The following is a 21,188-nucleotide window of genomic DNA, read 5'->3' as shown; positions in this document are numbered from 1 at the left end:
CGAATGACGCGGATCGCAGCCGTCGCACCGGTTCTGCCCGAGTACAACTACTCACAGGCTGAGATCACTCGTGAGTTGGCCCCGCTCATCTCCTCCGATCCGGCCCGGCGCGCGGTCCTGGAACGGATGCATGCCGCGACGGGCATCGGAACCCGCCACACGGCCCTCCCGCTCGAGCAGTACCGGGAGCTCGGGCCGTTCGACGAGACGAACGACATCTTCATCGGGGTCGCGACCGACCTTGCGGAGCGCGCGCTCGGCGACGCGCTCGCGCAGGCCGGGTTCGCGGCAAGCGACGTCGACTTCGTGCTGTTCACGTCCGTGACCGGGATCTCCGCGCCGTCGATCGACGCACTCCTCATCCCGAGGCTGGGCCTGCGCAGCGACGTGAAGCGCCTTCCGTCGTTCGGGCTCGGCTGTGTCGCGGGAGCATCCGGCATCGCGCGCGTGCACGACTACCTGGTCGGGCATCCGAACGAGGTCGGGGTGCTGATCAGCGTCGAATTGTGCTCCCTCACGCTACGGCGTGCGGATGAGACCATGGCGAACTTCGTGGCGACCGGGCTGTTCGGCGACGGGGCCGCCGCAGTCGTCATGGTCGGCAGCGGGCTCGAGGCGGCCGGCCCGCGCGTTCTCGACACGCGCAGCGCGTTCTACCCGGACACGGGCGACGTCATCGGCTGGAACGTGAAGGCGAGCGGTTTCGAGATCGTGCTCACGGCCGGGGTCGCCGATCTGATCGCACGCCACTTCCCCGCCGACGTCCGCTCGTTCCTCGCCGACAACGGCCGCGTGCTCGCCGACGTCGGGTGCTGGATCGCGCATCCCGGCGGCCCCCGCGTGCTCGAGGCGTTCGGCGACTCCCTGGGCCTCCCAAGGGAGGTCTTCGACCTGAGCTGGGCGTCGCTCGAGAAGGTCGGGAACCTCTCGTCGTCCTCCGTCCTGCACGTGCTCGCGGATGCCGGCCCGCAGTCGAGCGGGACCCCTGGGCTGCTCTTCGCGCTCGGCCCGGGCGTCGGGGCGGAGTTCGTGCTCCTGGAGTGGCCGTGATCGCCTACCTCGCCCTGGTCCTCGCGACGGGAGCGGAGCGCATCGTCGAACTCGTGATCTCCACCCGCAACGCGCGGACCGCGTTCGCCCAGGGCGGTGTCGAGTACGGGAAACGGCACTTCCCGTGGATGGTCGCCCTGCACAGCGGGCTGCTTCTCGCCTGTCTCGCCGAAGTGTTCCTCGCCGGCCGGCCGTTCCTGCCCTGGCTCGGATGGCCCATGCTCGCACTCGTCCTGCTCAGCCAGGCGCTGCGGTACTGGTGCATCGCGTCGCTCGGACCGCAATGGAACACGCGGGTCATCGTCGTGCCCGGGCTGCACCTCGTGACGCGCGGTCCATACCGCTGGCTGCGGCATCCGAACCTGCGTCACCCTAACTACCTGGCCGTCGTCGTCGAAGGGTTCGCACTCCCGCTCGTGCACACGGCGTGGATCACGGCGCTCGCGTTCACGGTGCTGAACGCCGTTCTGCTGCTCGGCTTCCGCATCCCGACCGAGAACCGGGCACTCGCGAGCCTCGCGCGATGATCGACGTGCTGGTCGTCGGGGGCGGGCCGATCGGCCTCGCCGCCGCGATCGAGGCGCGGATGGCGGGTCTCTCCGTGACGGTCGTCGAGCCGCGGACCGGCCCGATCGACAAGGCCTGCGGCGAAGGCCTCATGCCCGGTGCGGTCACCGCACTCGCGCGTCTCGGGGTGGACCCGCAGGGCCACGGCCTCGCGGGCATCAGCTACCGGGGCGGTGGGCGTCGGGCCGATCACGGCTTCCGTCACGGCGTCGGCCGCGGGGTGCGCAGGACGATCCTGCACGCGGCGCTCGCAGAGCGCGCGGAGGAGGTCGGAGTCGATCGCATGGTCGGGAAGGTCGACGCGTACGAGCAGTCCGCGGACTCGGTCGCGGCCGCCGGGATCGAGGCGCGCTGGATGCTCGGGTGCGACGGCCTGCACTCCACGGTCCGCGAGCTGGCCGGGCTCGCCGCTCGCACGCGCGGACCGCGGCGATTCGGGCTGCGCCGGCACTTCGCGGTCGCACCCTGGAACGACCTCGTCGAAGTGCACTGGACGGGCAGCGCCGAAGTGTACGTGACGCCGGTCGGCGACCTCGAGGTCGGCGTCGCCGTGCTCGGACCCCGGCACACCGACTACGACGCGGCGGTCAACGCGGTGCCGTCGCTCGCGCAACGGCTGGACGGGGCGGCGGTCACCACGAGCACGCGCGGGGCCGGTCCGCTCCGGCAGCGCACTCGAGCGAGAACGGCCGGACGCGTGCTGCTCGTCGGGGACGCATCGGGCTACGTCGACGCGATCACGGGGGAAGGCATCCGGGTCGGGCTCGCCCAGGCGCGCGCAGCGATCGACTGCATCGTCGCCGATGAGCCGAAGAGGTACGAGCGGGAATGGCGCAGGGCGACCCGGGACTTCCGGATGCTCACGGTCGGTCTCGTCGCGCTCGGCGCCTCACCGCTGCGGCCCACGATCGTGCCGCTGGCCCGCGCCCTGCCGAACGTCTACGGCGCGATCGTCGAGCGCCTGGCCCGATAGGGGCCGGAGGAGCTCAGGCGCACTCCGCCTGGGGGTCGGCCTCGGCCGGCGCATCCTCGAGCCGGATGTCGAACAGGGCGTCGAGCGCCAGGGCGACATCGTCGGAGCGGCCCTCGACCGCGAGTTCCCTGGCCCGAACGGACGGCCCGTGCAACAGGACTCCGGCGAAATGGCGAAGGGCCGCCTCGGTCTCGGAGCTCGCGGGGCGCCGCTCGAGTTCCGCGGCGAGCACGGCGAGCACATGCTCCCGCAGTGCGACGACCGCCGGGGCGATGGCCGCTCCCGCCGCGAACGCCGACGCGGCGCTTCCGACGATCTCGCGCGCATCCTGGGTCGAACTGAGTTCCGCGAGCGGAGCGTGCAGGCTGATCGTCTCGAGGTCGAGGAGGTCGACGCCGTCGACCGTCGTGACGTTCGGATCGACATTGCGCGGAAGCCCGAGATCGATGACGAGAGTGCGATGCGTTCCTTCGAGATCCTCTGCCGCGACGACATATCCCTCGTGCGAGGTGCAGGTCACGACGAGATCGGCGGCGGCGAGTTCGGTGCGGAGATCTCCCGCCGCCCGGAGCCCGTGGCTCACGGCGAAGGAGGTCTCCCTCCCCGTCACCGAGAAGACCACGATGCGGCTCGCGCCGCGCTCGCGCAGGGCTGCGACGGTGGTCGCGGCGTACCTCCCGGTCCCGACGAGCAGCACGGTCAGGTCGGACCAGTCGGCGAAGCGGCTCGCGGCGAGGTCGAGGGCGAGGCGCACGAGTGAGCGGCCGGCCGTGCTGAGCTCGGTGCGGGTCTTCACCCCGCGACTCGTCTTCGCGGCCGCCTGGAACAGTCTCTCCAGCGATGAGGATGCCGCGCCGCTGCTTCGCGCCGCGCTCAGGGCCCTGCCGACCTGGCCGGAGATCTCCTCCTCCCCGACGACGACGGATTCGAGCCCGGATGCCACGGAGAACAGGTGCCGGGCGGCATCCTCCCCGTGGAACACGCTCGCGTGTTCGCGGAGAGCCCGGGCGTCGACCCCCGCCGTCTCGGCGATGATGGGGATGGCATCCCGGAGCTCGGAATCCAGGTAGACCTCGAACCGGTTGCACGTCGACAGCACGATCGCACCGTCGACATCGGAACGTCCACCGAGGCCGGACAGGGCGGCGGATGCCGAACCCGCAAGCTGCTCCAGGTACTCGAACTCCGCGTTTCGGTGACTGACGGAGACGCAGAGGAGCACGCCGTCCAGTGTAGAACTACTTTCTGCATGCCTAAGCTGTTCCCGTGGCTCTTCCCCCAACACACCCCCTGGTCGACGGCAGGACGCAGAGTTCTCCCCTGATCCGCGCCTTCCGCGGCGAACGGCCGGAAACCCTCCCGGTGTGGTTCATGCGGCAGGCCGGGCGCTCCCTCCCGGAGTACCGGGCGCTGCGCACGGACGTCGCCATGCTCGATGCCTGCCTCGACCCTGCGCTCGCAAGCGAGATCACCCTGCAGCCGGTGCGCAGGCACGGCGTCGATGCCGGCATCCTGTTCAGCGACATCGTCGTTCCCGTCAGGCTCGGCGGTGTCGGTGTGGAGATCGCGCCGGGCCGCGGCCCGGTGCTCGAGCATCCGATCCGCAGCGCCTCGGACGTCGCGGCTCTGCGCCCCATCGACCCCGACGTCTTCTCGCCGATCCGCGAAGCCGTCGCCCTCACCGTCGCAGAGCTCGGCAGCACGCCGCTGATCGGCTTCGCGGGCGCCCCGTTCACGGTCGCCGCCTACCTGGTCGAGGGCGGCCCGTCCAAGGATCATCTTCGGGCGCGCACCCTCATGCACTCCGACCCGCACACTTGGGCGGCACTCATGAACTGGGCGGCCGACGCGGCGGGGGAGTTCCTTCGCGCGCAGGTCGAGGCCGGCGCATCCGCCGTGCAGCTGTTCGACTCCTGGGCCGGGTCGCTCGGCGTCGACGACTACGTGCGCCGGGTCGCCCCGCACTCCAGGCGCGCGCTCGACCACCTTCGCGGGCTGGACGTCCCCACGGTCCACTTCGGGGTCGGGGCGGGCGATCTTCTTGCCGCGATGCGGGGGGTCGGCGCGGACGTGATCGGCGTCGACTGGCGGATGCCGCTCTCCGAGGCGAATCGCCGGCTCGGCGGGAGCACCCCGCTCCAGGGCAACATCGACCCTGCGCTGCTGGCTGCACCCTGGCCGGTACTGGAGGCTCACGTGCGAGAGGTCGTGGATTCCGGACGGGCGGCTCCCGCCCATGTGGTCAATCTCGGGCACGGCGTGCCGCCGGACACCGACCCCGACACGCTCACGCGCCTCGTCGAGCTCGTGCACTCCCTCCCACGGTGACGGCCGCGACAACCCGGCGCGGCATCGTGATCGGGGGCGGGATCGCAGGCCTCGTGGCGGCGCGGGATCTCGCGGTGGCCGGTGTTCCTGTGGTGCTGCTCGAGGCCGGCGATCGCCTGGGCGGGCAGGTGCGGCGCCACAGTGTCGGCGGCATCGAGCTGGATGCCGGGGCGGAGGCCTTCGCGACCCGCACGAGCGTCGTCGCAGATCTCGCCACGGAGCTCGGGCTGGGCCCCGACATCGTCGCACCGGAACCGGCGGGAGCCTGGTTGTACTCCGGCGACGGCAGAGCCCTTCCGCTTCCTGCGACGAGCCTGCTCGGCGTCCCCGCCTCCCCGTTCGACGCCGCCGTGACCAGGATCGTCGGGCGCCGCGCCGCGATCCGCGCCGGCCTCGACGCACTGCTGCCGGTCCGGGTCGGCGCGAGCTCGCGCACTCTCGGTGAGCTCGTGCGCCGCAGGATGGGCGCCTCGGTGGTCGAGAAGCTCGTCGCCCCAGTGGCGGGCGGCGTGCACAGTACCCACCCCGACGAGCTGCTCCTGGAGCAGGTCGCCCCCGGGCTGCTCGCGGCTCTCGCGGCCGAGGGATCCCTCGCGCGCGCCGTTCGTGCGCTGCGCGGCTCCGCGATCGCCGGATCGGCCGTCGCGGGGATCCGAGGCGGGATCGTGCGGCTCGTGGACGAACTCCAGGCCGACCTCGAACGACGCGGTGCCGACATCCGACTCGGTGCGCGCGTGGACGAGGTCCGGGCTGACGGTGTGCTCGTGGGCGGGAGGCTGCTCTCCGGTGTCGTGGTGGTCGCCGCTCCCGGCCTGGTCGCGCCGGCGGAATCGCGCACGACCACGCTGGCGACCCTCGTCCTCGACAGCGCCGAGCTGGATTCCGCGCCGCGTGGCAGCGGCGTCCTGGTGGCCCGGAATTCCCGGGTGAGGGCCAGGGCGCTCACCCACCAGACCGCGAAGTGGTCCTGGCTGGCCGAGCGCGCCGCCGGCCGGCACGTCGTGAGACTCTCCTACGAGAGCGCGTCTCCCGACCTCAGGGATGTGGCGAGGACGGATGCCGCCGAGCTGCTCGGTGTCGGCCTCAGCCCCGGACAGGTCCTCGATTTCGCGACGGTGGAGTGGGCTCGCGCGGTGCGGCGGCCACCGGTTCCCGGTGTCGCCCAGGTCGGCGAGGCTGTCGCGGGGACCGGGCTCGCCTCGGTCGTCGCCCAGGCTCGGGCGCAGGCGGCCGGGCTGCTCGGGTGGTTGCTCGGTGGGCCGCTCAGGGGACCGCGCGGTCGCGGTGAGAGTGCGAAGCCGAAAAGTCGTAGCGTGGTACCAGGCAAGGAGAACAACACAGAATGACAACGGAAACCCCCGAACTCGGTTACACCCTCTGGGCGGTGCTGCGGCGAGACCCCGCCAGGACCGCGGAGGGGCCCGTCGACGACCTCGCCGAACGCCTCGCCGCGGTGCAGAAGACAGGAGTGGTGGTCCGCGGCCTCTATGACACCTCAGGCGTGAAGGCGGACTCCGACCTCATGGTGTGGCTGCACGGACCGGACCCGCAGCGACTGCAGTGGGCGCTGCGCGAGCTTCGCCGATCGCCGCTGCTGAGAACGCTCCTGCCGACCTGGAACGCGCTCGGGGTGCATCGCGACGCCGAGTTCTCCGCGAGCCACCTCCCGGCCTACCTTCGGGACACCGAGCCGAAGCGTTGGCTGACGGTGTACCCGTTCGTGCGCTCCTACGAGTGGTACCTGCTGCCCGAGGATGAGCGCAAGCGGATGCTCGCCGAGCACGGCAGGAAAGGTCGCGACTTCCCACAGGTCCTCGCGAACACCGTCGCGAGCTTCGCGCTCGGCGACTACGAATGGCTTCTCGGACTTGAGGCCGACGACCTCGTCGACCTCGTCGACCTCATGCGTCACCTGCGCTATGTCGACGCGCGGCTTCACGTGCGGGAGGAGATCCCCTTCTACACGGGCCGCCGCATCGAACTCGCGGAGCTGCCAGAGGTCCTGGCGTGACCGAGCCTGCCGTCTACGACGCCATCCTGCTCGCGGGGTTCGGCGGACCGGAGGGGCAGGATGACGTCATCCCGTTCCTTCGCAACGTCACGCGCGGGCGCGGCATCCCCGACGAGCGCCTCGAGACGGTCGCCGCCCACTACCGCCATTTCGGCGGTGTCAGCCCGATCAACGACCACAACCGGCAGCTGAAGGCCGCCATCGAGACGGAACTGGTCGCGCGCGGCATCGACCTGCCCGTGCTCTGGGGAAACCGCAACTGGGCGCCGTTTCTGAACGATGCCGTCCTCGAGGCGAACCAGCGCGGATTCACGAGGCTGCTCGGGGTCGTCACGAGCGCCTACAGTTCGTACTCCAGTTGTCGCCAGTATCGCGAGGACTTCGCGAGAGCGCTGGCCGAGACCGGGCTCGCGGGCACGGTCCACATCGACAAGGTCCGCCAGTACTTCGACCACCCCGGCTTCGTCACGCCGTTCATCGAGGGGGTGCGCGAGGCCTACGCGGAGTTCGCGCAGCGGGGCATCGACCCCGACCGCATCCACGTGCTGTTCTCGACACACAGCATCCCGACCGACGATGCGGAGCGCAGCGGGCCGCGCGAGATCGACTTCGGCCCGGGTGGGGCGTATGCGGCGCAGCACCTCGCGGTCGCGCGCGTCGTCATGGACGCGCAGGAACACCCGGGGAGCTGGGAGCTCGTCTACCAGTCGCGCTCCGGGGCGCCGAGCATGCCGTGGCTCGAGCCCGACATCAACGACGCGATCGACGCCCTCGACACCGAGAAGCTCGACGGCGTCGTGATCGTGCCGCTCGGATTCGTGAGCGACCACATGGAGGTGCTCTGGGACCTCGACACCGAGGCCATGCAGGCGACGCGCCGGCGCGGCCTAGAGGCCATCCGCGTCGCGACTCCCGGCATCCATCACGCGTTCGTGTCCGGCCTGGTCGACCTCGTGCTCGAACGTCTGCGCGGCACGCCGGATGAGGAGCGGCCGACCCTGACGAACCTCGGCCCGTGGTACGACGTCTGCCGTCCGGCGTGCTGCGAGAACATCCGCGCCGGGTTCAAGCCGGCCGTCGCAGGGATCGCACCGTGACCCTCCGCATCGGCACGCGCGCGAGCGCCCTCGCGATGGCACAGACCGGCCAGATCGCCGACCGGCTGACGCGCGGGAGCGGCGAGCCCGTCGAGATCGTGAAGATCACGACGGCGGGCGACCGCAGCACGGCATCCCTCGCGTCGCTCGGGGGGACAGGGGTGTTTGCGGCGGCGCTGCGCGAGGCTCTGCTCGCCGGGGAGTGCGACATCGTCGTCCACTCGCTCAAGGACCTGCCGACCTCGCCGCTTCCCGGCCTCGTCGTCGCCGCGACGCCGAAGCGGGCCGATGCGCGCGACGCCCTGTGCGCCAGGGACGGATTCACCCTGGAGACCCTGCCGGTCGGGGCACGGGTCGGGACCGGGTCGCCGCGACGCCGCGCGCAGCTGCTGTCTCGCCGGCCGGACCTGGAGACCCTCGACATCCGCGGCAACGTCGACACGCGTCTCGGGCGCGTCTCGACCGGCGACCTCGACGCGGTCGTGCTCGCGGCGGCGGGTCTCGACCGGCTCGGAAGACTCGACGCCGCCACACAGTTGCTCGAGCTGTCGGAGTGGCCGACGGCACCCGGCCAGGGATCCCTCGCGCTCGAGGTCCGCGCTGGGGAGGAGCACCTCGTGGCGGCCCTCGACCACCCGGCCACCCGGTTGATCGTCGAGACCGAGCGCGGGGTCCTCGCCCGACTGGAGGCCGGATGCGCGGCACCGGTCGGTGTGACCGCCATGCTCGACGGCGGGCTGCTGTTCGCCTCGGCGCGCGTCTACAGCCTCGACGGCAGCAGCCTGCTGACGAGCTCCCATGCTCTCTACCCAGCGGATACCCCGGCACCCGCCGACGAGCTCGCGCGGCGCATCGCCGACGAGCTGCTCGCGGCGGGGGCGGCAGAGCTCGCCCCGCTCGGAGGGTAGTGCCGTGACCAGTGCCATAGCCGGATGGCGCGTGCTCGTGCCGCGCGGCGGCCCCTGGGGGCGTGCCGTTGCGAACCGTCTGGTCGAGCGGGGGGCGATACCGGTCATCGCCCCTCTCATCGAGTTCGCCCCGACGGAGGACGCGGCAGAGCTCGCCGCGGGACTCGAACGGCTCGCCGCGGGCGACTTCGACTGGCTCGTGGTGACGAGCGCGACGACGGTCGGTCTGCTGGAGGGCGTGGAGGTTCCCGCGACCACGAGGATCGCTGCGGTCGGCTCCGCGACGGCGGATGCGCTCGCGGAGGCCGGGCTCCGGGTCGATTTCGTGCCGAGTGCCGACTTCTCGGCGGACGCCCTGGTCAGCGAGTGGCCGGGCGGGGCGGGATCGCGGATCTTCCTGCCGCAGTCCGCCATCGCGGAGCCGACCGCCGCCGAGGGCCTGCGTGCGGCGGGGAACCGGGTCGACGCGGTTGCGGCCTACCGGACTATCGGCGCGCGTGTCGCGCCGGAGACCGTCGCGGAGGTGCGGTCGGGCGGCATCCGGGCCATCCTCGTGACGTCGGGGAGCGTTGCGCGGGAGGTCGCCGCACAGCTCGCGCCCATATCCCCAGGCACCGTGATCGCCTGCATCGGACCGCGCACGGCGGCCGAGGCCAGGGCGGTCGGCCTCGACGTCGACGCGATCGCCGAGCGGCAATCCATCGAAGCCCTGATCCTCTCCATCATCCATTCTGCGGAGGTACGACCATGACCGGACCCGACCGGCGACCACGCCGACTGCGGGCGACCCCCGCGATGCGGCGACTCGTCGCCGAGACGCGACTGCACCGGGCGGAGCTCATTCTGCCCATGTTCGTGAGGGAGGGCATCAGCCAGCCGGTACCGATCCGATCGATGCCCGGTGTCGTGCAGCACAGCCTGGACTCGTTCCGTGCCGCACTGGGCGAGGCCGCCGCCTCCGGCATCGGCGGCGTCATGCTGTTCGGTGTTCCGGAGCACAAGGATGCGATCGGTTCGGGCGCCACCGACGAGAACGGCATCCTCAACGTCGCGACGCGGATCGCGGCGGCGGAGGTCGGGTCCGCGCTCGTCGTCCAGACGGACCTGTGCCTCGACGAGTTCACCGACCACGGCCACTGCGGTGTTCTCGATGCGGATGGTCGCGTCGACAACGACGCGAGCCTCGAGCGCTACCAGGAGATGGCTCTCGCGCAGGCCGCCGCCGGCTCCGCCCTCCTGGGGCTGTCCGGGATGATGGACGGCCAGGTCGCCGCCGTGCGGGAGGCGCTCGACTCCGCAGCGTATTCCCAGACGGCCATACTCGGTTATGCCGCGAAGTACGCGTCCGCGTTCTACGGGCCATTCCGCGAAGCGGTCGACTCCTCGCTCGTCGGCGACCGCCGCACCTACCAGCTGGACCCGACCAACCGGCGTGAAGGACTCCACGAGGCCAGGCTCGACATCGACGAGGGTGCCGACATCATCATGGTGAAACCGGCGATGAGCTACCTCGACATTCTCGCCGACGTCGCCGCGGAGAGCCCCATTCCGGTTTGGGCATACCAGGTGAGCGGAGAGTACGCGATGGTCGAGGCTGCGGCGGCGAACGGATGGATCGACCGCGAGCGCGCGATCATGGAGAGTCTCGTGGGCATCCGCCGCGCCGGTGCCGAGGCCGTTCTCACCTACTGGGCCATCGAAGCCGCGGAGGCGATCGCATGACGACCACCAACCGGCAGCAGTTCGAGCGGGCGCAGCAGGCGATCCCCGGGGGTGTGAACTCCCCGGTTCGTGCGTTCGGCTCCGTCGGCGGCACCCCGCGGTTCTTCGTGAGCGGCACCGGCCCGTACCTCACTGATGTCGAAGGTCGCGAGTATGTCGACCTGGTCGCATCGTGGGGCCCTGCCCTGCTCGGGCACGCGCATCCCGAGGTCGTGCGCGCGGTCCAGGATGCCGCGGCGCGCGGTCTGTCGTTCGGGGCGTCGACGCCCGGGGAGACGGAGCTCGCCGAACTCGTGGAGGCGCGGGTGAGCGCTGGGGGGCGGCATCCGATCGGGAAGCTCCGCCTCGTGTCGACCGGCACCGAGGCGACGATGACCGCGATCCGCCTGGCCCGTGGCTATACCGGACGCGACCTGCTCGTGAAGTTCGCCGGCCACTACCACGGACATTCGGACTCGCTGCTGGCCGAGGCCGGCTCCGGCCTCGCGACCCTTGCCCTGCCCGGCTCGGCCGGTGTGCCGGCGGCCGTGGCGGCGCAGACCCTCGTCCTCCCTTACAACGACGAGGCGGCGGTCCGGGCCGCCTTCGCGGAGCACGGCGATCGCATCGCCGCGATCATCACCGAGGCGGCCGCGGCGAACATGGGGGTCGTCGCCCCGGACCCGGGATTCAACCGGGCGATCGGTTCGATCGCCCGCGAGCACGGGGCACTGCTCATCCTCGACGAGGTGCTCACCGGGTTCCGGGTCGGGGAGGCCGGATGGTGGGGGCTCGAGGCCTCCGGCGCCGTTCCCGGCGGAGAGGACTGGGAGCCCGACCTGTTCGCCTTCGGCAAGGTGATCGGCGGCGGCATGCCTCTGGCGGCGCTCGGCGGTCGCGCGGACGTCATGGATCACCTGGCCCCGCTCGGCCCGGTCTACCAGGCCGGCACGCTGAGCGGTAACCCGCTCGCGGTGGCCGCGGGCATCGCGACTCTGCGCGCCGCGGATGCCGGGGTGTACGAGCGCGTGACCTCGGTCGCGAACGAGCTGTCCGCCGCCGTGTCGGACGCCCTCTCCGCCGAGGGTGTCGCGCACGTCGTGCAGCGGGCCGGCACGCTCTTCTCGTTCGCCTTCGCCACGGAGTCGCCGCGCGACTACGCTGCGGTCAGGCGTCAGGAGGCGTTCCGCTATCCACCGTTCTTCCACGCGATGCTGTCCGCCGGCGTCAACCTTCCGCCATCGGTGTTCGAGGCGTGGTTCGTGACGGCCGCCCACGACAGCGCCGCGGTCGGGCGGATCGTCGACGCGGTGCCGGCTGCCGCGAAGGCCGCCGCCGCGGCACGCCCCGCCGACTGAGCGCGCCCGCCCCCTGCCTTCTCGTTGACTCGGGTCAATCTGCGACTTCGATGGCCCCGACACCCGCAGATCGACCCGAGTCAACGGAGCCGACGCGTCCCCGGATGACGAACCCGAAGGCCGCCGCGACGAAGAACATGAGCACGCCGTACACCGCGGCCGGCAGCGACAGTTCGACGCTGCCCAGCACCGTCTGGGCGATCACGATCGCGAGCGTCGCATTGTGGATGCCGATCTCGAAGCCGCTCGCGACCGCCTGCGCGCGACGCACGCCGAACAGCTTCGGCACCCAGTAGCCGATGGTCAGGCTCAGCAGGCAGAACAGCACGGTGATGAGTGCGAGTGAGGCGAAGTTCGCGACGAGGATGTCGATGTTCGAGTACACGGCGCCCGCGATGACGACGATCAGGATGATGACGGAGGCGATCCGCACCGGCTTGTCCATGGCATCCGCGAACCGAGGCTTCCACCAGCGCACGAGCATGCCGAGCGCCACCGGCAGCAGCACGATCGCGAAGACCTCGAGCACCTTGGAGAGCTGCAGGCCGAGGGTGGGGTCGCCCGGCATGAAGAAGGCGATCGCGAGGTTCGCGATGATCGGCAGCGTCACGACGGCGATGACGGAGTTGATCGCGGTGAGACTGATGTTGAGCGCGACATCCCCGCGGAAGAGGTGGCTGTAGAGGTTCGCGGTCGTGCCGCCCGGCGAGGCGGCGAGCAGCATCATGCCGACCGCGAGCACCGGTGACAGCTGGAACGCGAGCACGAGGCCGAAGCAGAGCGCCGGCAGCAGGAGGAGTTGGCAGACGAGGGCGATGACGACCGCCTTCGGATGCTTGCCGACCCTGGCGAAGTCGCCCAGGGTGAGGGTGAGACCGAGCCCGAACATGATGATGCCGAGGGCGACGGGCAATCCGATGGTGGTCAGCGCTGATCCCATGGCCATACCCTACTGGGCCGGGGCGGTCTAGGCGATGGCCGCCTCGATGAGACGGTGCAGCACGTGTCTTGCGTGCTCGAGCTCTTCGAGTGGAAGGCCGAGCTTCGCGACGATCTGACCGGGGACCGCGAGGGCCTTCTCGCGCAGTGCCACCCCGTCCGGGGTGAGGGTGACGGCGAGAGCGCGCTCGTCGCTCGTGCTGCGTTCGCGTGTGAGGTAGCCGGCGTTCGCGAGCCTCTTGAGCAGTGGGGACAACGTCGCCGGTTCGAGCAGGAGTTCGGCTCCGAGCTCGGAGACGGTGCGCGGGCTCTTCTCCCAGAGTGCGAGCATGACGAGGTACTGCGGATGGGTGAGGCCGAGCGGCTCGAGCACGGGACGGTACAGCGCGATGACGCTGCGGGATGCGGCGGCGAGGTTGAAGCAGACCTGCCACTCCAGGGCCAGTGGATTCTCCTGCACTGTCGTCATCGTCCGCCTCCGTGAGCAAGCCTAGCAGGTTTATATAGTACGCTAATAGTAAGTGTACTAAGGAGTGGGATGTGACGCCGAAGACGAACTGGGTGCATCGCCTGAACGCCGCGCTGTTTCCCTGGATCGGGCCACCGCCGCTGGGTCCCTACGGCGAGCCGGAACTCCCACCGTCATCCGGCAAGGCGTGTCCGCTGTGCGCCCAACCGATGTCCCGGCACGCGATGACGAAGAGGGAGGGGAGGCCGACGTTGCTCCACTGCCCGGTCGAACTGGTCGCCTGAGCCTTCACCTCACGGCAGCAGCAGCGTCTTGAGCTCTGCGCTCGTTCCGACGGAGGCGATCGCATCCTCGCTCTCCGCGGGCGAGCCGTAGCCCCACTCGACATAGATTGCCGGGATGCCGTTCGCCTCCGCACCCTCGACGTCATAGAAACGGTCGCCGACCATCACCGGGTTGCTGAGGTCGGCCTCGATCATGGTGAAACGGTTGATCGCCTCGGCGATGACATCCTTCTTGGCGCTGCGGATCTCGTCGATCGACGAGCCGGAGATCACCCGGAAATATTGGGTGAGGTTGCCATGGTCGAGGATGAGCGAGGCGGCGAACTCCGGTTTCGAGGTGGCCAGCGCGAGCGGAACCCCTGCCTCGTGGATCTGCCGGAGAACCCCGGACACCCCCGGATAGATCGGGCTGCCGTTGCCGCTGTTGGCCAGGTAGTGCTGCCGGTAGATCGCGAGCGCCTGCGCGGACTCGACCGGATTCATCCCGGCCAGGTCCCGGAAGGAGTCGAGGATGGGCGGGCCGACCCAGGCGCGGAGCTCCTCCTGCGAGGGCACCGGACGCCCGAGCTTCTCGAACATGAAACCGAGCGATGCGGTGATGCCCGGAGCGGAGTCTGCGATGGTCCCGTCCAGGTCGAACAGGATGCAACTCCAAGGGGCTTTCACACCGTCAACATTACGAGGTTCCGCCTGCGCGGTCAGAAGAGTCGCAGGTGGTGGTCGTCGAGGCCTCGCAGGGCGTCGTAGTCGAGGGTCACGCACCGGATGCCTCGGTCGGTCGCGAGCGTCCGCGCCTGGGGCTTGATCTCCTGGGCGGCGAACACGCCGGCGACCGGCGCGAGCAGCGGATCGCGGTTCATGAGCTCGAGGTACCGGGTGAGCTGCTCGACCCCGTCGATGTCGCCGCGCCGCTTGATCTCGATCGCCACGCTACCGCCGTCGGCATCCTTCGCGAGGATGTCGACCGGGCCGATCGCGGTCATGTACTCCCGGCGCACGAGCCGGTATCCGTCGCCCAGTACCTCGATCTGCTCGGCGAGCAGGCGCTGGAGGTCGGCCTCCACGCCGTCCTTCTGCAGGCCGGGGTCGACGCCCAGTTCGTGCGAGCTGTCGTGCAGGATCTCGTGGATGGAGATCACGAGCAGGTCGGCCGTCTTCACCTGGCTGACCTTCCAGAGCTCGACGACCCCGGCATCCGCCTGCTCCGGGTCGGGGTCGAGGACCGTGAGTACGCACGGCGGGCTCATCCAGTTGAGCGGCTTGTAGGAGAGCGAGTCGGAGTGCACGAGCACGCTGCCGTCGCCCTTGAGGACGAGCAGCCGGGTCGCGAGCGGGAGGTGCGCGCTCAGCCGGCCGGCGTAGTCGACGGAGCAGCGGGCAATGACGAGGCGCACGAGATCGAGGGTAATCGATATCCGTTCGTCTCCGGTCGAGCTTGAATCTTCTCTGATTGAGCTTGTCGAAATCGGGTCTCGACAAGCTCGACCGGAGAGGAGGGGGGCTCGACCGGAGAAGAGACGGCTCGACCGGACCGGGTTAAAGGCGCAGACTCGAGGGACAAGGTCGATCAACGAGGAGGAACCATGGCATCCGTAGCGCGGGTAACCACCTTGAGCGTGAGCTCTGACACATCATTCGAGGACGCGATCGCAGCGGGCGTCGCAAGGGCGAACAAGACCCTTCGCGGCGTGACCGGCGCGTGGGTCAAGGAGCAGAAGGTCGAGGTCTCCGGCGGTGCCATCGTCAGCTGGCGCGTCGTGCTCGAAGTGACCTTCGTGCTCGACGACTAGGCGCTCGGCGTCTTCGTGCGGTCGCGGGCCGAGCCGGAGGCGACGCCCGCGACCACGATGAGCACGAGCACGAGCAGGAGGGCGTGCAGCAGCCCGAAGTGCTCGCCGAGGAAGCCGATGAGCGGCGGCCCGACGAGGAAGGCGCAGTAGCCGATCGTGGCGACCGCGCTCACCCTGGCCGCTGCCGTGCGGGGATCGTCGGCGGCCGCCGACATCCCGGTCGGGAAGCCGAGCGCAGAGCCGAGACCCCACAGCACGACGCCCACGACGGCGATCCACAGCACCGGTACGAAGATGAAGACGAGCAGGCCGAGTGCGGCGAGAGCGGCGGATGCCCGCAGGACCGGAACGCGACCGTAGCGATCCAGGACGCGCGGCCCGGTCAGCCTGCCGACCGTCATCGCGGTCACGAAGATCCCGAACACGACCGCGCCGGTCGGCCGGTCGACCCCGTGGCCCTCCACCGCGGCGAGGGAGAGCCAGTCGTTGGCGGACCCTTCCGCGAAGGCCATGCCCAGCACGATGAGGCCGATGAAGAGGGTGCGCGGGTCCTTCCAGATCGCCAGGCGCGTGCGCCAGCCATCCGGTACGAACTCGCCCGACTCGTCCGGCACGTGCAGGATCGTCTCGGACTGCGTCATCCGCACTGCCGCGAGACCGGCGATCACCATGACGGTGGAGACGATCACCGCCTGCAGGGCGATCGAGACCTGCAACAGTTCAGTGAGAGCCCCGAGCCCGGCGCCGATCATGGTGCCGAAGCTGAAGAAGGCGTGGAACACCGGCATGATCGTGCGCCTGAGGATGCGCTCGTTCACGGCGCCGGAGAGGTTCATGGCGACATCGCAGGTCGCCATGCCCACCCCGAAGAGGCCGAGCCCGAGGAACGCCACCCAATAGAACTGCCCGAACGTCACCGCGAGCCCGGCGATGGCCAGTCCGATCGGCGCGATCAGGAAGCACGTCGCCATGACCGCACGCGCGCCGAAGCGGGCGAGCAGATGGCTCGACGACAGTAGCCCGAGGATCGAGCCGAGGGCGATCGCGAAGATCAGGATGCCCATCTCGGCGGTCGTGACGGCCAGTTCTGCCTTGATCGCGGGGGTGCGGGCCATCCAGCTGGCGATGCCGATTCCGCACAGGGCGAAGATGACCAGGATGCCGTTGCGCCAGGCGATGACCTGACGCCGGCTGAGTCCGGCCGGATAGGTGGCGGTGGGAGCGGTTGCGGAGTCGTCTGCCATGGCCCATCTAGCCTATTTGCGCCGGACCGTGCCGGTGACCATCCAGCGGTCGCCACGTGCTCGAAGGCCGAGGGTGATCGCCCGCGCGCCGATGTAGCCGAGGCCGAACGCGAGCCACAGCCACACCATCCCCGGTTCCGGGCGAAGCGCCTCGACGAGCCAGAGCAGCGGCACGTAGACGAGCAGGTTGACGACGCCGGTGAGGGCGAGGTACCGGGCATCGCCGGCCCCGATGAGCACCCCGTCGAGCACGAACACGAAGCCCGCGAGCGGGACTCCAGCGGCCATCACCAGCAGGGTGATCGTGAGCATCCGGTGCACTGCCTCGTCGCCGCTGAAGACCGGTCCGGCGAATGGCGCGAGCACCGCCACGGCGACGCCGAGCCCGATGCCGCCGAGGATGCCGTGGTCGACGAGCCTCCTGGTGACGGCCGAGACGCGGGGCACGTCGGCCGCGCCGAGCCCATGACCGATCATCGCCTGGCCGGCGATCGCCAGCGCGTCGAGGATGAAGGCGAGGAGGGAGAACACGGTGAGGGCGATCTGCAGCGTGGCGAGCTCCGTCACCCCGAGGTCGGTCGCGACGAAGACCGTCGCGATCATGGCCGCACGAAGGCTCGCCGTGCGCAGCAGCAGCCAGCCGCCGCTGCCGGCCGCATTCCCCACTCCCGCGAGCCCCGGTCGGAGCGGAACGCCGACCGCCCTGGCCGCGCGCACCGCGATGACGATGTACACCGCGGCCATCAGCCATTGGGCGATCACGGTACCGATGGCCGACCCAGCGATCCCCAGGCCGAAGCCGTAGATGAAGAGCGCGTTGAGCAGGCCGTTGGCCGCGAACCCGCCGATCGCGACGACGAGCGGGGTCCTCGTGTCCTGCATCCCGCGCAGCAGTCCGTTCGCCGCGATGACGATGAGCATGCCGGGAATGCCCCACAGGGAGAGGGAGAGGTAGGTGTCGGCCGCAGCGGTGACATCCGGGTTCGCGCCGAACAGTCCGACGACCCAGCCCGATGTCGGCAGCCCGATGACGACAATGGCCGCCCCGATCCCGAGGGCGAGCCATAACCCGTCGATACCGGCGCGGATGGCTCCCGGGCGATCCCCTGCGCCGAGCCGTCTGGCGACGGCGGGCGTCGTCGCGTAGGCGAGGAAGATGAGCAGGCCGATCGCCGTCTGCAGGATCGCGCTGCCGATGCTGAGGCCGGCGAGCGGCACCTCGCCGAGGTGCCCGACGAGCGCGGTGTCGGTCAGCAGGAAGAGCGGCTCGGCCACGAGGGCTCCGAGCGCGGGCAGCGCGAGCCGGAAGATGTCACGGTCGATGGCGTTGATGCAGCACACTCTAGCCGCGGCCATGGACGTGGCCGGGGCCGCGGGGCCGCGCGTGTGCGAACCCTCCGCACAACCTAGGCTTGAGGCCATGACCGACACCGCTCCAGTGATCTCCGGGCCGCTCGCTTCCGGCATCGCGACCGACGAACTCGACCCCGCCATCCGACCGCAGGACGACCTGTTCCGGCATGTCAACGGCAAGTGGATCGACCGCACCGAGATCCCGTCCGACAAGGCGCGCTACGGCTCCTTCTACCTGCTCGCCGAGGAGGCGGAGAAGGCGGTGCGCGACATCATCGTCGAAGCGCAGGATGCCGCCGCCGGCACCGAGGAGCGCAAGTTCGGTGACCTCTACGCGAGCTTCATGGACGAGGCCCGGGCCGAGGAGCTCGGCGCGACCCCGCTCGCCCCCATGCTCGCCGGGATCGACGGTGTCACCACGATCGAGGGCGTGCTCGCCGAGCTCGGCCGCCTCGAACGCACCGGCATCACCGGCCTCGCCCAGCTCTTCGTCGACAACGACCCGGGCAACCCTGAGCGCTACCTCGTCTTCGTCGAGCAGGGGGGCCTCGGCCTTCCCGACGAGTCGTACTATCGCGAGGAGAAGTTCGCCGAGATCCGCACCGCCTACCTCTCCTTCCTGGAGCGGATGTTCGCGCTCGCCGGCCTCGACAACGCCGCCGAGCGCGCCCGGCGGGTGTTCGCGCTCGAGACCGACATCGCGACCCACCACTGGGACAACGTCGCGAGCCGCGACAGCGAGAAGACCTACAACCTCCGCCCGTGGGCGGAGCTCGCGGGGCCGGACCTCACCGGATGGCTCGCGGCGCTCGACCCCCCGAAGGGCTCCTTCGACGAGGTCGTCGTCCGGCAGCCGAGCTTCCTCGAGGGACTCGGGACGCTCCTGAGCGACGACCGGCTCGAGGACTGGACCGATTGGATGCGCTGGCAGGTCATCCGCTCGTCCGCCGCCTACCTCTCGAGCGACTTCGTGAACGCCAATTTCGAGTTCTACGGCAGAACCCTCACCGGCACCCCGGAGCTGCGTGCCCGCTGGAAGCGCGGCGTCTCCTTCGTCGAGGGCATGATGGGCGAGGCCGTTGGGCGCACCTACGTCGACCGCCACTTCCCGCCCGCGGCGAAGACCGCCATGGACGCCCTCGTCGCCAACCTCATCGAGGCCTATCGGCAGAGCATCACCGGACTCGCCTGGATGACGGGGGAGACGAGGAAGCGCGCCCTCGACAAGCTCGACAAGTTCACCCCGAAGATCGGCTACCCGGTGAAGTGGCGCGACTACTCGTCGCTCGAGACGAGCGCCGACGACCTCATCGGCAACCTCCGGGCCGGCAGCGAGTTCGAGTTCCAGCGCGAGCTAGGCAAGATCGGCAAGCCGCTCGACCGCGACGAATGGTTCATGACTCCGCAGACGATCAACGCCTACTACAACCCGGGATTCAACGAGATCGTCTTCCCTGCGGCGATCCTGCAGTACCCGTTCTTCGACGAGAACCGGGATGCCGCCGCCAACTACGGCGCGATCGGCGCCGTCATCGGACATGAGATCGGCCACGGCTTCGACGACCAGGGATCGAAGTACGACGGCGACGGCCGCCTCACCGACTGGTGGACCGCAGAGGATCGCGCCTCCTTCGAGAAGCTCACCGGATCGCTCATCGAGCAGTACAACGCGCTCGCCCCGCGCCAGGTCCCCGAGCACAACGTCAACGGTGCCCTCACGATCGGCGAGAACATCGGCGACCTCGGTGGCCTCGGGATCGCCTGGAAGGCATATCTCATCTCGCTCGGCTCGCAGGAGCCCCCGGTCATCGACGGCATGTCCGGCGCCGAACGGTTCTTCCTGTCCTGGGCGCAGGCGTGGCAGCTCAAGGCCCGCGACGAGGAGGTCATCCGACTCATGGCCATCGACCCGCACTCGCCCAACGAGTTCCGCTGCAACCAGATAGTTCGCAATCTCGACGGGTTCTATGAGACGTTTGGAGTGACCGAAGCGGATGCGCTTTGGCTCGGACCCGAAGAACGCGTGACCATTTGGTAGCACCCACTCGAGACGCAGTACGGCGCGAGCGGGCGCGCGCACCACGGGCGGCCCGTCATCGCGGAGCCGGCGGAGCAGAGAACTTCACCGGCAGCTTCACTGCGCTCGGGCGGCTCGCCTACGACGGCGCGCACGTCTCTGCGAACGTCATCGACCTCACGAGCGGACACGTGCTGTGCGCGATCGACGACCGCATCGTGCTGCCGACGGCGAGTGTCGGCAAGGTCCTCCTGCTCATCGAGGTGTCAGCGAGGCTGACCGCGCGGGAGTTCTCCGGCTACGGCATCCTCGACAAGTCCCCCAGGGATTCGGTGGCCGACTCCGGCATCTGGCAGCACCTGCAGGCGCCGTCGCTGCCTGTCGCCGATCTCGGCGCCCTCGTCGGTGCCACGAGCGACAACCTGGCGACCAACGTGCTGCTGCGCCAGGTCGGCCTTGATGCCGTGCGCAAGAGGACGGAGTCGCTCGGCCTCGCGAGAACCGCGCTGCTCGACCTCGTACGGGACTCGCGCGGCCCGGATGACGCCCCACAGCTCTCCGTCGGCTCGACAGCGGAGCTCGCCTGGCTCTTCGGCGCGCTCTACCGGGGGCAGGTCGTCGACCAGGTGACGAGCCAGCGGGTCATGGGCTGGCTCTCCCTCAACACCGACCTCTCGATGGTGGCCGGCGCGTTCGGACTCGACCCCCTGTCGCACCGCACGATGGACCACGGCATCCAGCTCGTCAACAAGACGGGGTCGGATGTCGGGGTGCGCAGTGAGGCCGGCATCCTCAAGGGTTCGCGAACCGCTGTGGCGTACGCGGTGACCGTGCAGTTCCGCGACGACAATCTCGCGCGCAGGCTCAGGACGCTCGACGCCATGCGCACGGTCGGCTACGACCTGCTCGAGTACGTCGACTGATTTCGGACTCGGTTCGGATTTATCCGCTGACCCTCTTGGTTCTGTATATCGGTTAGTGGTACTGTGCAATCTGCACCTGAGTTCCGCGAAACCCGAATCGCGAAACTAACCCCCGACGGGTGCCTCAAAGAAGGTGATTACCCGACACCGATTCCGGCCATCCCGGCCGCATCACC

The 21,188-nt window shown here is 69.9% G+C and carries 22 protein-coding genes; 15 read left to right on the top strand and 7 right to left on the bottom strand.

Annotated elements, in window-relative coordinates:
- The first annotated feature begins 3 nt into the window (after positions 1-3).
- Genes ABD678_RS01140 through ABD678_RS01130 form a run of 3 tightly spaced genes read left to right on the top strand, consistent with a single transcriptional unit; the run spans position 4 to position 2,590 of the window.
- Entirely contained in the window at positions 4-1,050 is a 1,047-nt protein-coding gene (locus ABD678_RS01140) for a type III polyketide synthase (protein ID WP_344752864.1), read from the top strand.
- The gene (locus ABD678_RS01135) at positions 1,047-1,577 is read left to right on the top strand and encodes an isoprenylcysteine carboxyl methyltransferase family protein (RefSeq protein WP_425561937.1); all 531 of its coding nucleotides are present in this window, start codon (positions 1,047-1,049) and stop codon (positions 1,575-1,577) included. Before ABD678_RS01140 ends, ABD678_RS01135 begins: the two co-directional genes overlap by 4 nt.
- Positions 1,574-2,590 carry an NAD(P)/FAD-dependent oxidoreductase gene (locus ABD678_RS01130; protein ID WP_344752861.1) on the top strand — a complete coding sequence of 339 codons (1,017 nt, stop codon included), beginning with the start codon at positions 1,574-1,576 and terminating at the stop codon, positions 2,588-2,590. Before ABD678_RS01135 ends, ABD678_RS01130 begins: the two co-directional genes overlap by 4 nt.
- Positions 2,591-2,603: 13 nt before the next feature.
- Here the strand turns inward: ABD678_RS01130 and ABD678_RS01125 are convergent, their stop codons facing one another.
- Positions 2,604-3,812, bottom strand: a complete 1,209-nt coding sequence (locus tag ABD678_RS01125) for a glutamyl-tRNA reductase (protein ID WP_344752859.1) — start codon at positions 3,810-3,812, stop codon at positions 2,604-2,606.
- A 44-nt stretch (positions 3,813-3,856) separates the two neighbouring features.
- Between ABD678_RS01125 and hemE the strand changes: the two genes are divergently transcribed.
- Genes hemE through hemL form a run of 8 tightly spaced genes read left to right on the top strand, consistent with a single transcriptional unit; the run spans position 3,857 to position 11,993 of the window.
- The gene (hemE, locus tag ABD678_RS01120; protein WP_344752858.1) at positions 3,857-4,918 is read left to right on the top strand and encodes a uroporphyrinogen decarboxylase; all 1,062 of its coding nucleotides are present in this window, start codon (positions 3,857-3,859) and stop codon (positions 4,916-4,918) included.
- Entirely contained in the window at positions 4,915-6,264 is a 1,350-nt protein-coding gene (locus ABD678_RS01115) for a protoporphyrinogen/coproporphyrinogen oxidase (protein WP_344752856.1), read from the top strand. Before hemE ends, ABD678_RS01115 begins: the two co-directional genes overlap by 4 nt.
- Positions 6,261-6,929 (top strand): hydrogen peroxide-dependent heme synthase, encoded by a 669-nt coding sequence (gene hemQ / locus ABD678_RS01110; RefSeq protein WP_344752855.1) that lies wholly within the window; start codon positions 6,261-6,263, stop codon positions 6,927-6,929. The genes ABD678_RS01115 and hemQ overlap by 4 nt, the downstream gene beginning before the upstream one ends.
- On the top strand, positions 6,926-8,026 hold the full coding sequence (locus ABD678_RS01105; RefSeq protein WP_344752853.1) for a ferrochelatase: 1,101 nt from the start codon (positions 6,926-6,928) through the stop codon (positions 8,024-8,026). Before hemQ ends, ABD678_RS01105 begins: the two co-directional genes overlap by 4 nt.
- Positions 8,023-8,934, top strand: a complete 912-nt coding sequence (gene hemC / locus ABD678_RS01100; RefSeq protein WP_344752852.1) for a hydroxymethylbilane synthase — start codon at positions 8,023-8,025, stop codon at positions 8,932-8,934. The genes ABD678_RS01105 and hemC overlap by 4 nt, the downstream gene beginning before the upstream one ends.
- A 4-nt stretch (positions 8,935-8,938) precedes the next feature.
- Positions 8,939-9,685 (top strand): uroporphyrinogen-III synthase, encoded by a 747-nt coding sequence (locus ABD678_RS01095; protein WP_344752850.1) that lies wholly within the window; start codon positions 8,939-8,941, stop codon positions 9,683-9,685.
- Positions 9,682-10,656, top strand: coding sequence for a porphobilinogen synthase (hemB, locus tag ABD678_RS01090; protein WP_344752848.1), 975 nt, complete (start codon positions 9,682-9,684; stop codon positions 10,654-10,656). Before ABD678_RS01095 ends, hemB begins: the two co-directional genes overlap by 4 nt.
- Positions 10,653-11,993 (top strand): glutamate-1-semialdehyde 2,1-aminomutase, encoded by a 1,341-nt coding sequence (gene hemL / locus ABD678_RS01085; protein ID WP_344752846.1) that lies wholly within the window; start codon positions 10,653-10,655, stop codon positions 11,991-11,993. The genes hemB and hemL overlap by 4 nt, the downstream gene beginning before the upstream one ends.
- Before the next feature lie 34 nt (positions 11,994-12,027).
- On the opposite strand, the gene ABD678_RS01080 is transcribed toward hemL, so the two are convergent.
- Positions 12,028-12,933, bottom strand: coding sequence for a bile acid:sodium symporter family protein (locus tag ABD678_RS01080; RefSeq protein WP_344752844.1), 906 nt, complete (start codon positions 12,931-12,933; stop codon positions 12,028-12,030).
- 27 nt (positions 12,934-12,960) lie between these two features.
- A complete protein-coding gene (locus tag ABD678_RS01075) occupies positions 12,961-13,401 on the bottom strand; it encodes a MarR family winged helix-turn-helix transcriptional regulator (protein ID WP_344752842.1) in 441 nt (146 codons plus the stop codon).
- A 71-nt stretch (positions 13,402-13,472) separates the two neighbouring features.
- Here ABD678_RS01075 and ABD678_RS01070 point away from each other — a divergent pair, with 71 nt between their 5' ends.
- On the top strand, positions 13,473-13,685 hold the full coding sequence (locus tag ABD678_RS01070) for a hypothetical protein (RefSeq protein WP_344752840.1): 213 nt from the start codon (positions 13,473-13,475) through the stop codon (positions 13,683-13,685).
- Between the two features lie 9 nt (positions 13,686-13,694).
- Here ABD678_RS01070 and ABD678_RS01065 read toward each other — a convergent pair whose 3' ends face one another.
- Both ABD678_RS01065 and nucS read right to left on the bottom strand, forming a co-directional pair.
- Positions 13,695-14,351, bottom strand: coding sequence for an HAD hydrolase-like protein (locus ABD678_RS01065; protein WP_344752838.1), 657 nt, complete (start codon positions 14,349-14,351; stop codon positions 13,695-13,697).
- Positions 14,352-14,383: 32 nt separating this feature from the next.
- Entirely contained in the window at positions 14,384-15,079 is a 696-nt protein-coding gene (nucS, locus tag ABD678_RS01060; protein WP_344752836.1) for an endonuclease NucS, read from the bottom strand.
- 189 nt (positions 15,080-15,268) lie between these two features.
- On the opposite strand from nucS, the gene ABD678_RS01055 reads away from it, so the two are divergent.
- Complete coding sequence (locus ABD678_RS01055) at positions 15,269-15,475, top strand: dodecin family protein (protein WP_344752834.1); 207 nt, start codon at positions 15,269-15,271, stop codon at positions 15,473-15,475.
- On the opposite strand, the gene ABD678_RS01050 is transcribed toward ABD678_RS01055, so the two are convergent.
- On the bottom strand, positions 15,472-16,719 hold the full coding sequence (locus tag ABD678_RS01050) for an MFS transporter (RefSeq protein WP_344752832.1): 1,248 nt from the start codon (positions 16,717-16,719) through the stop codon (positions 15,472-15,474). The two genes, ABD678_RS01055 and ABD678_RS01050, sit on opposite strands and share 4 nt — an antisense overlap.
- 12 nt (positions 16,720-16,731) lie before the next feature.
- Positions 16,732-18,075, bottom strand: coding sequence for an MATE family efflux transporter (locus ABD678_RS01045; protein ID WP_344752830.1), 1,344 nt, complete (start codon positions 18,073-18,075; stop codon positions 16,732-16,734).
- A gap of 64 nt (positions 18,076-18,139) precedes the next feature.
- Here ABD678_RS01045 and ABD678_RS01040 point away from each other — a divergent pair, with 64 nt between their 5' ends.
- Together ABD678_RS01040 and ABD678_RS01035 are read left to right on the top strand one after the other, a co-directional pair.
- A complete protein-coding gene (locus ABD678_RS01040) occupies positions 18,140-20,110 on the top strand; it encodes a M13 family metallopeptidase (RefSeq protein ID WP_344752828.1) in 1,971 nt (656 codons plus the stop codon).
- Positions 20,104-21,012: a serine hydrolase gene (locus ABD678_RS01035; protein ID WP_344752826.1), complete on the top strand. Its 909-nt coding sequence runs from the start codon at positions 20,104-20,106 to the stop codon at positions 21,010-21,012. The genes ABD678_RS01040 and ABD678_RS01035 overlap by 7 nt, the downstream gene beginning before the upstream one ends.
- Positions 21,013-21,188: the final 176 nt, after the last annotated feature.

This window comes from Leifsonella bigeumensis, from assembly GCF_039537265.1.
GTDB classification, from domain to species: domain Bacteria; phylum Actinomycetota; class Actinomycetes; order Actinomycetales; family Microbacteriaceae; genus Terrimesophilobacter; species Terrimesophilobacter bigeumensis.
Note: the sequence above shows the minus strand (reverse complement) of the source record. Positions and strands in the feature narration are given on the sequence as shown.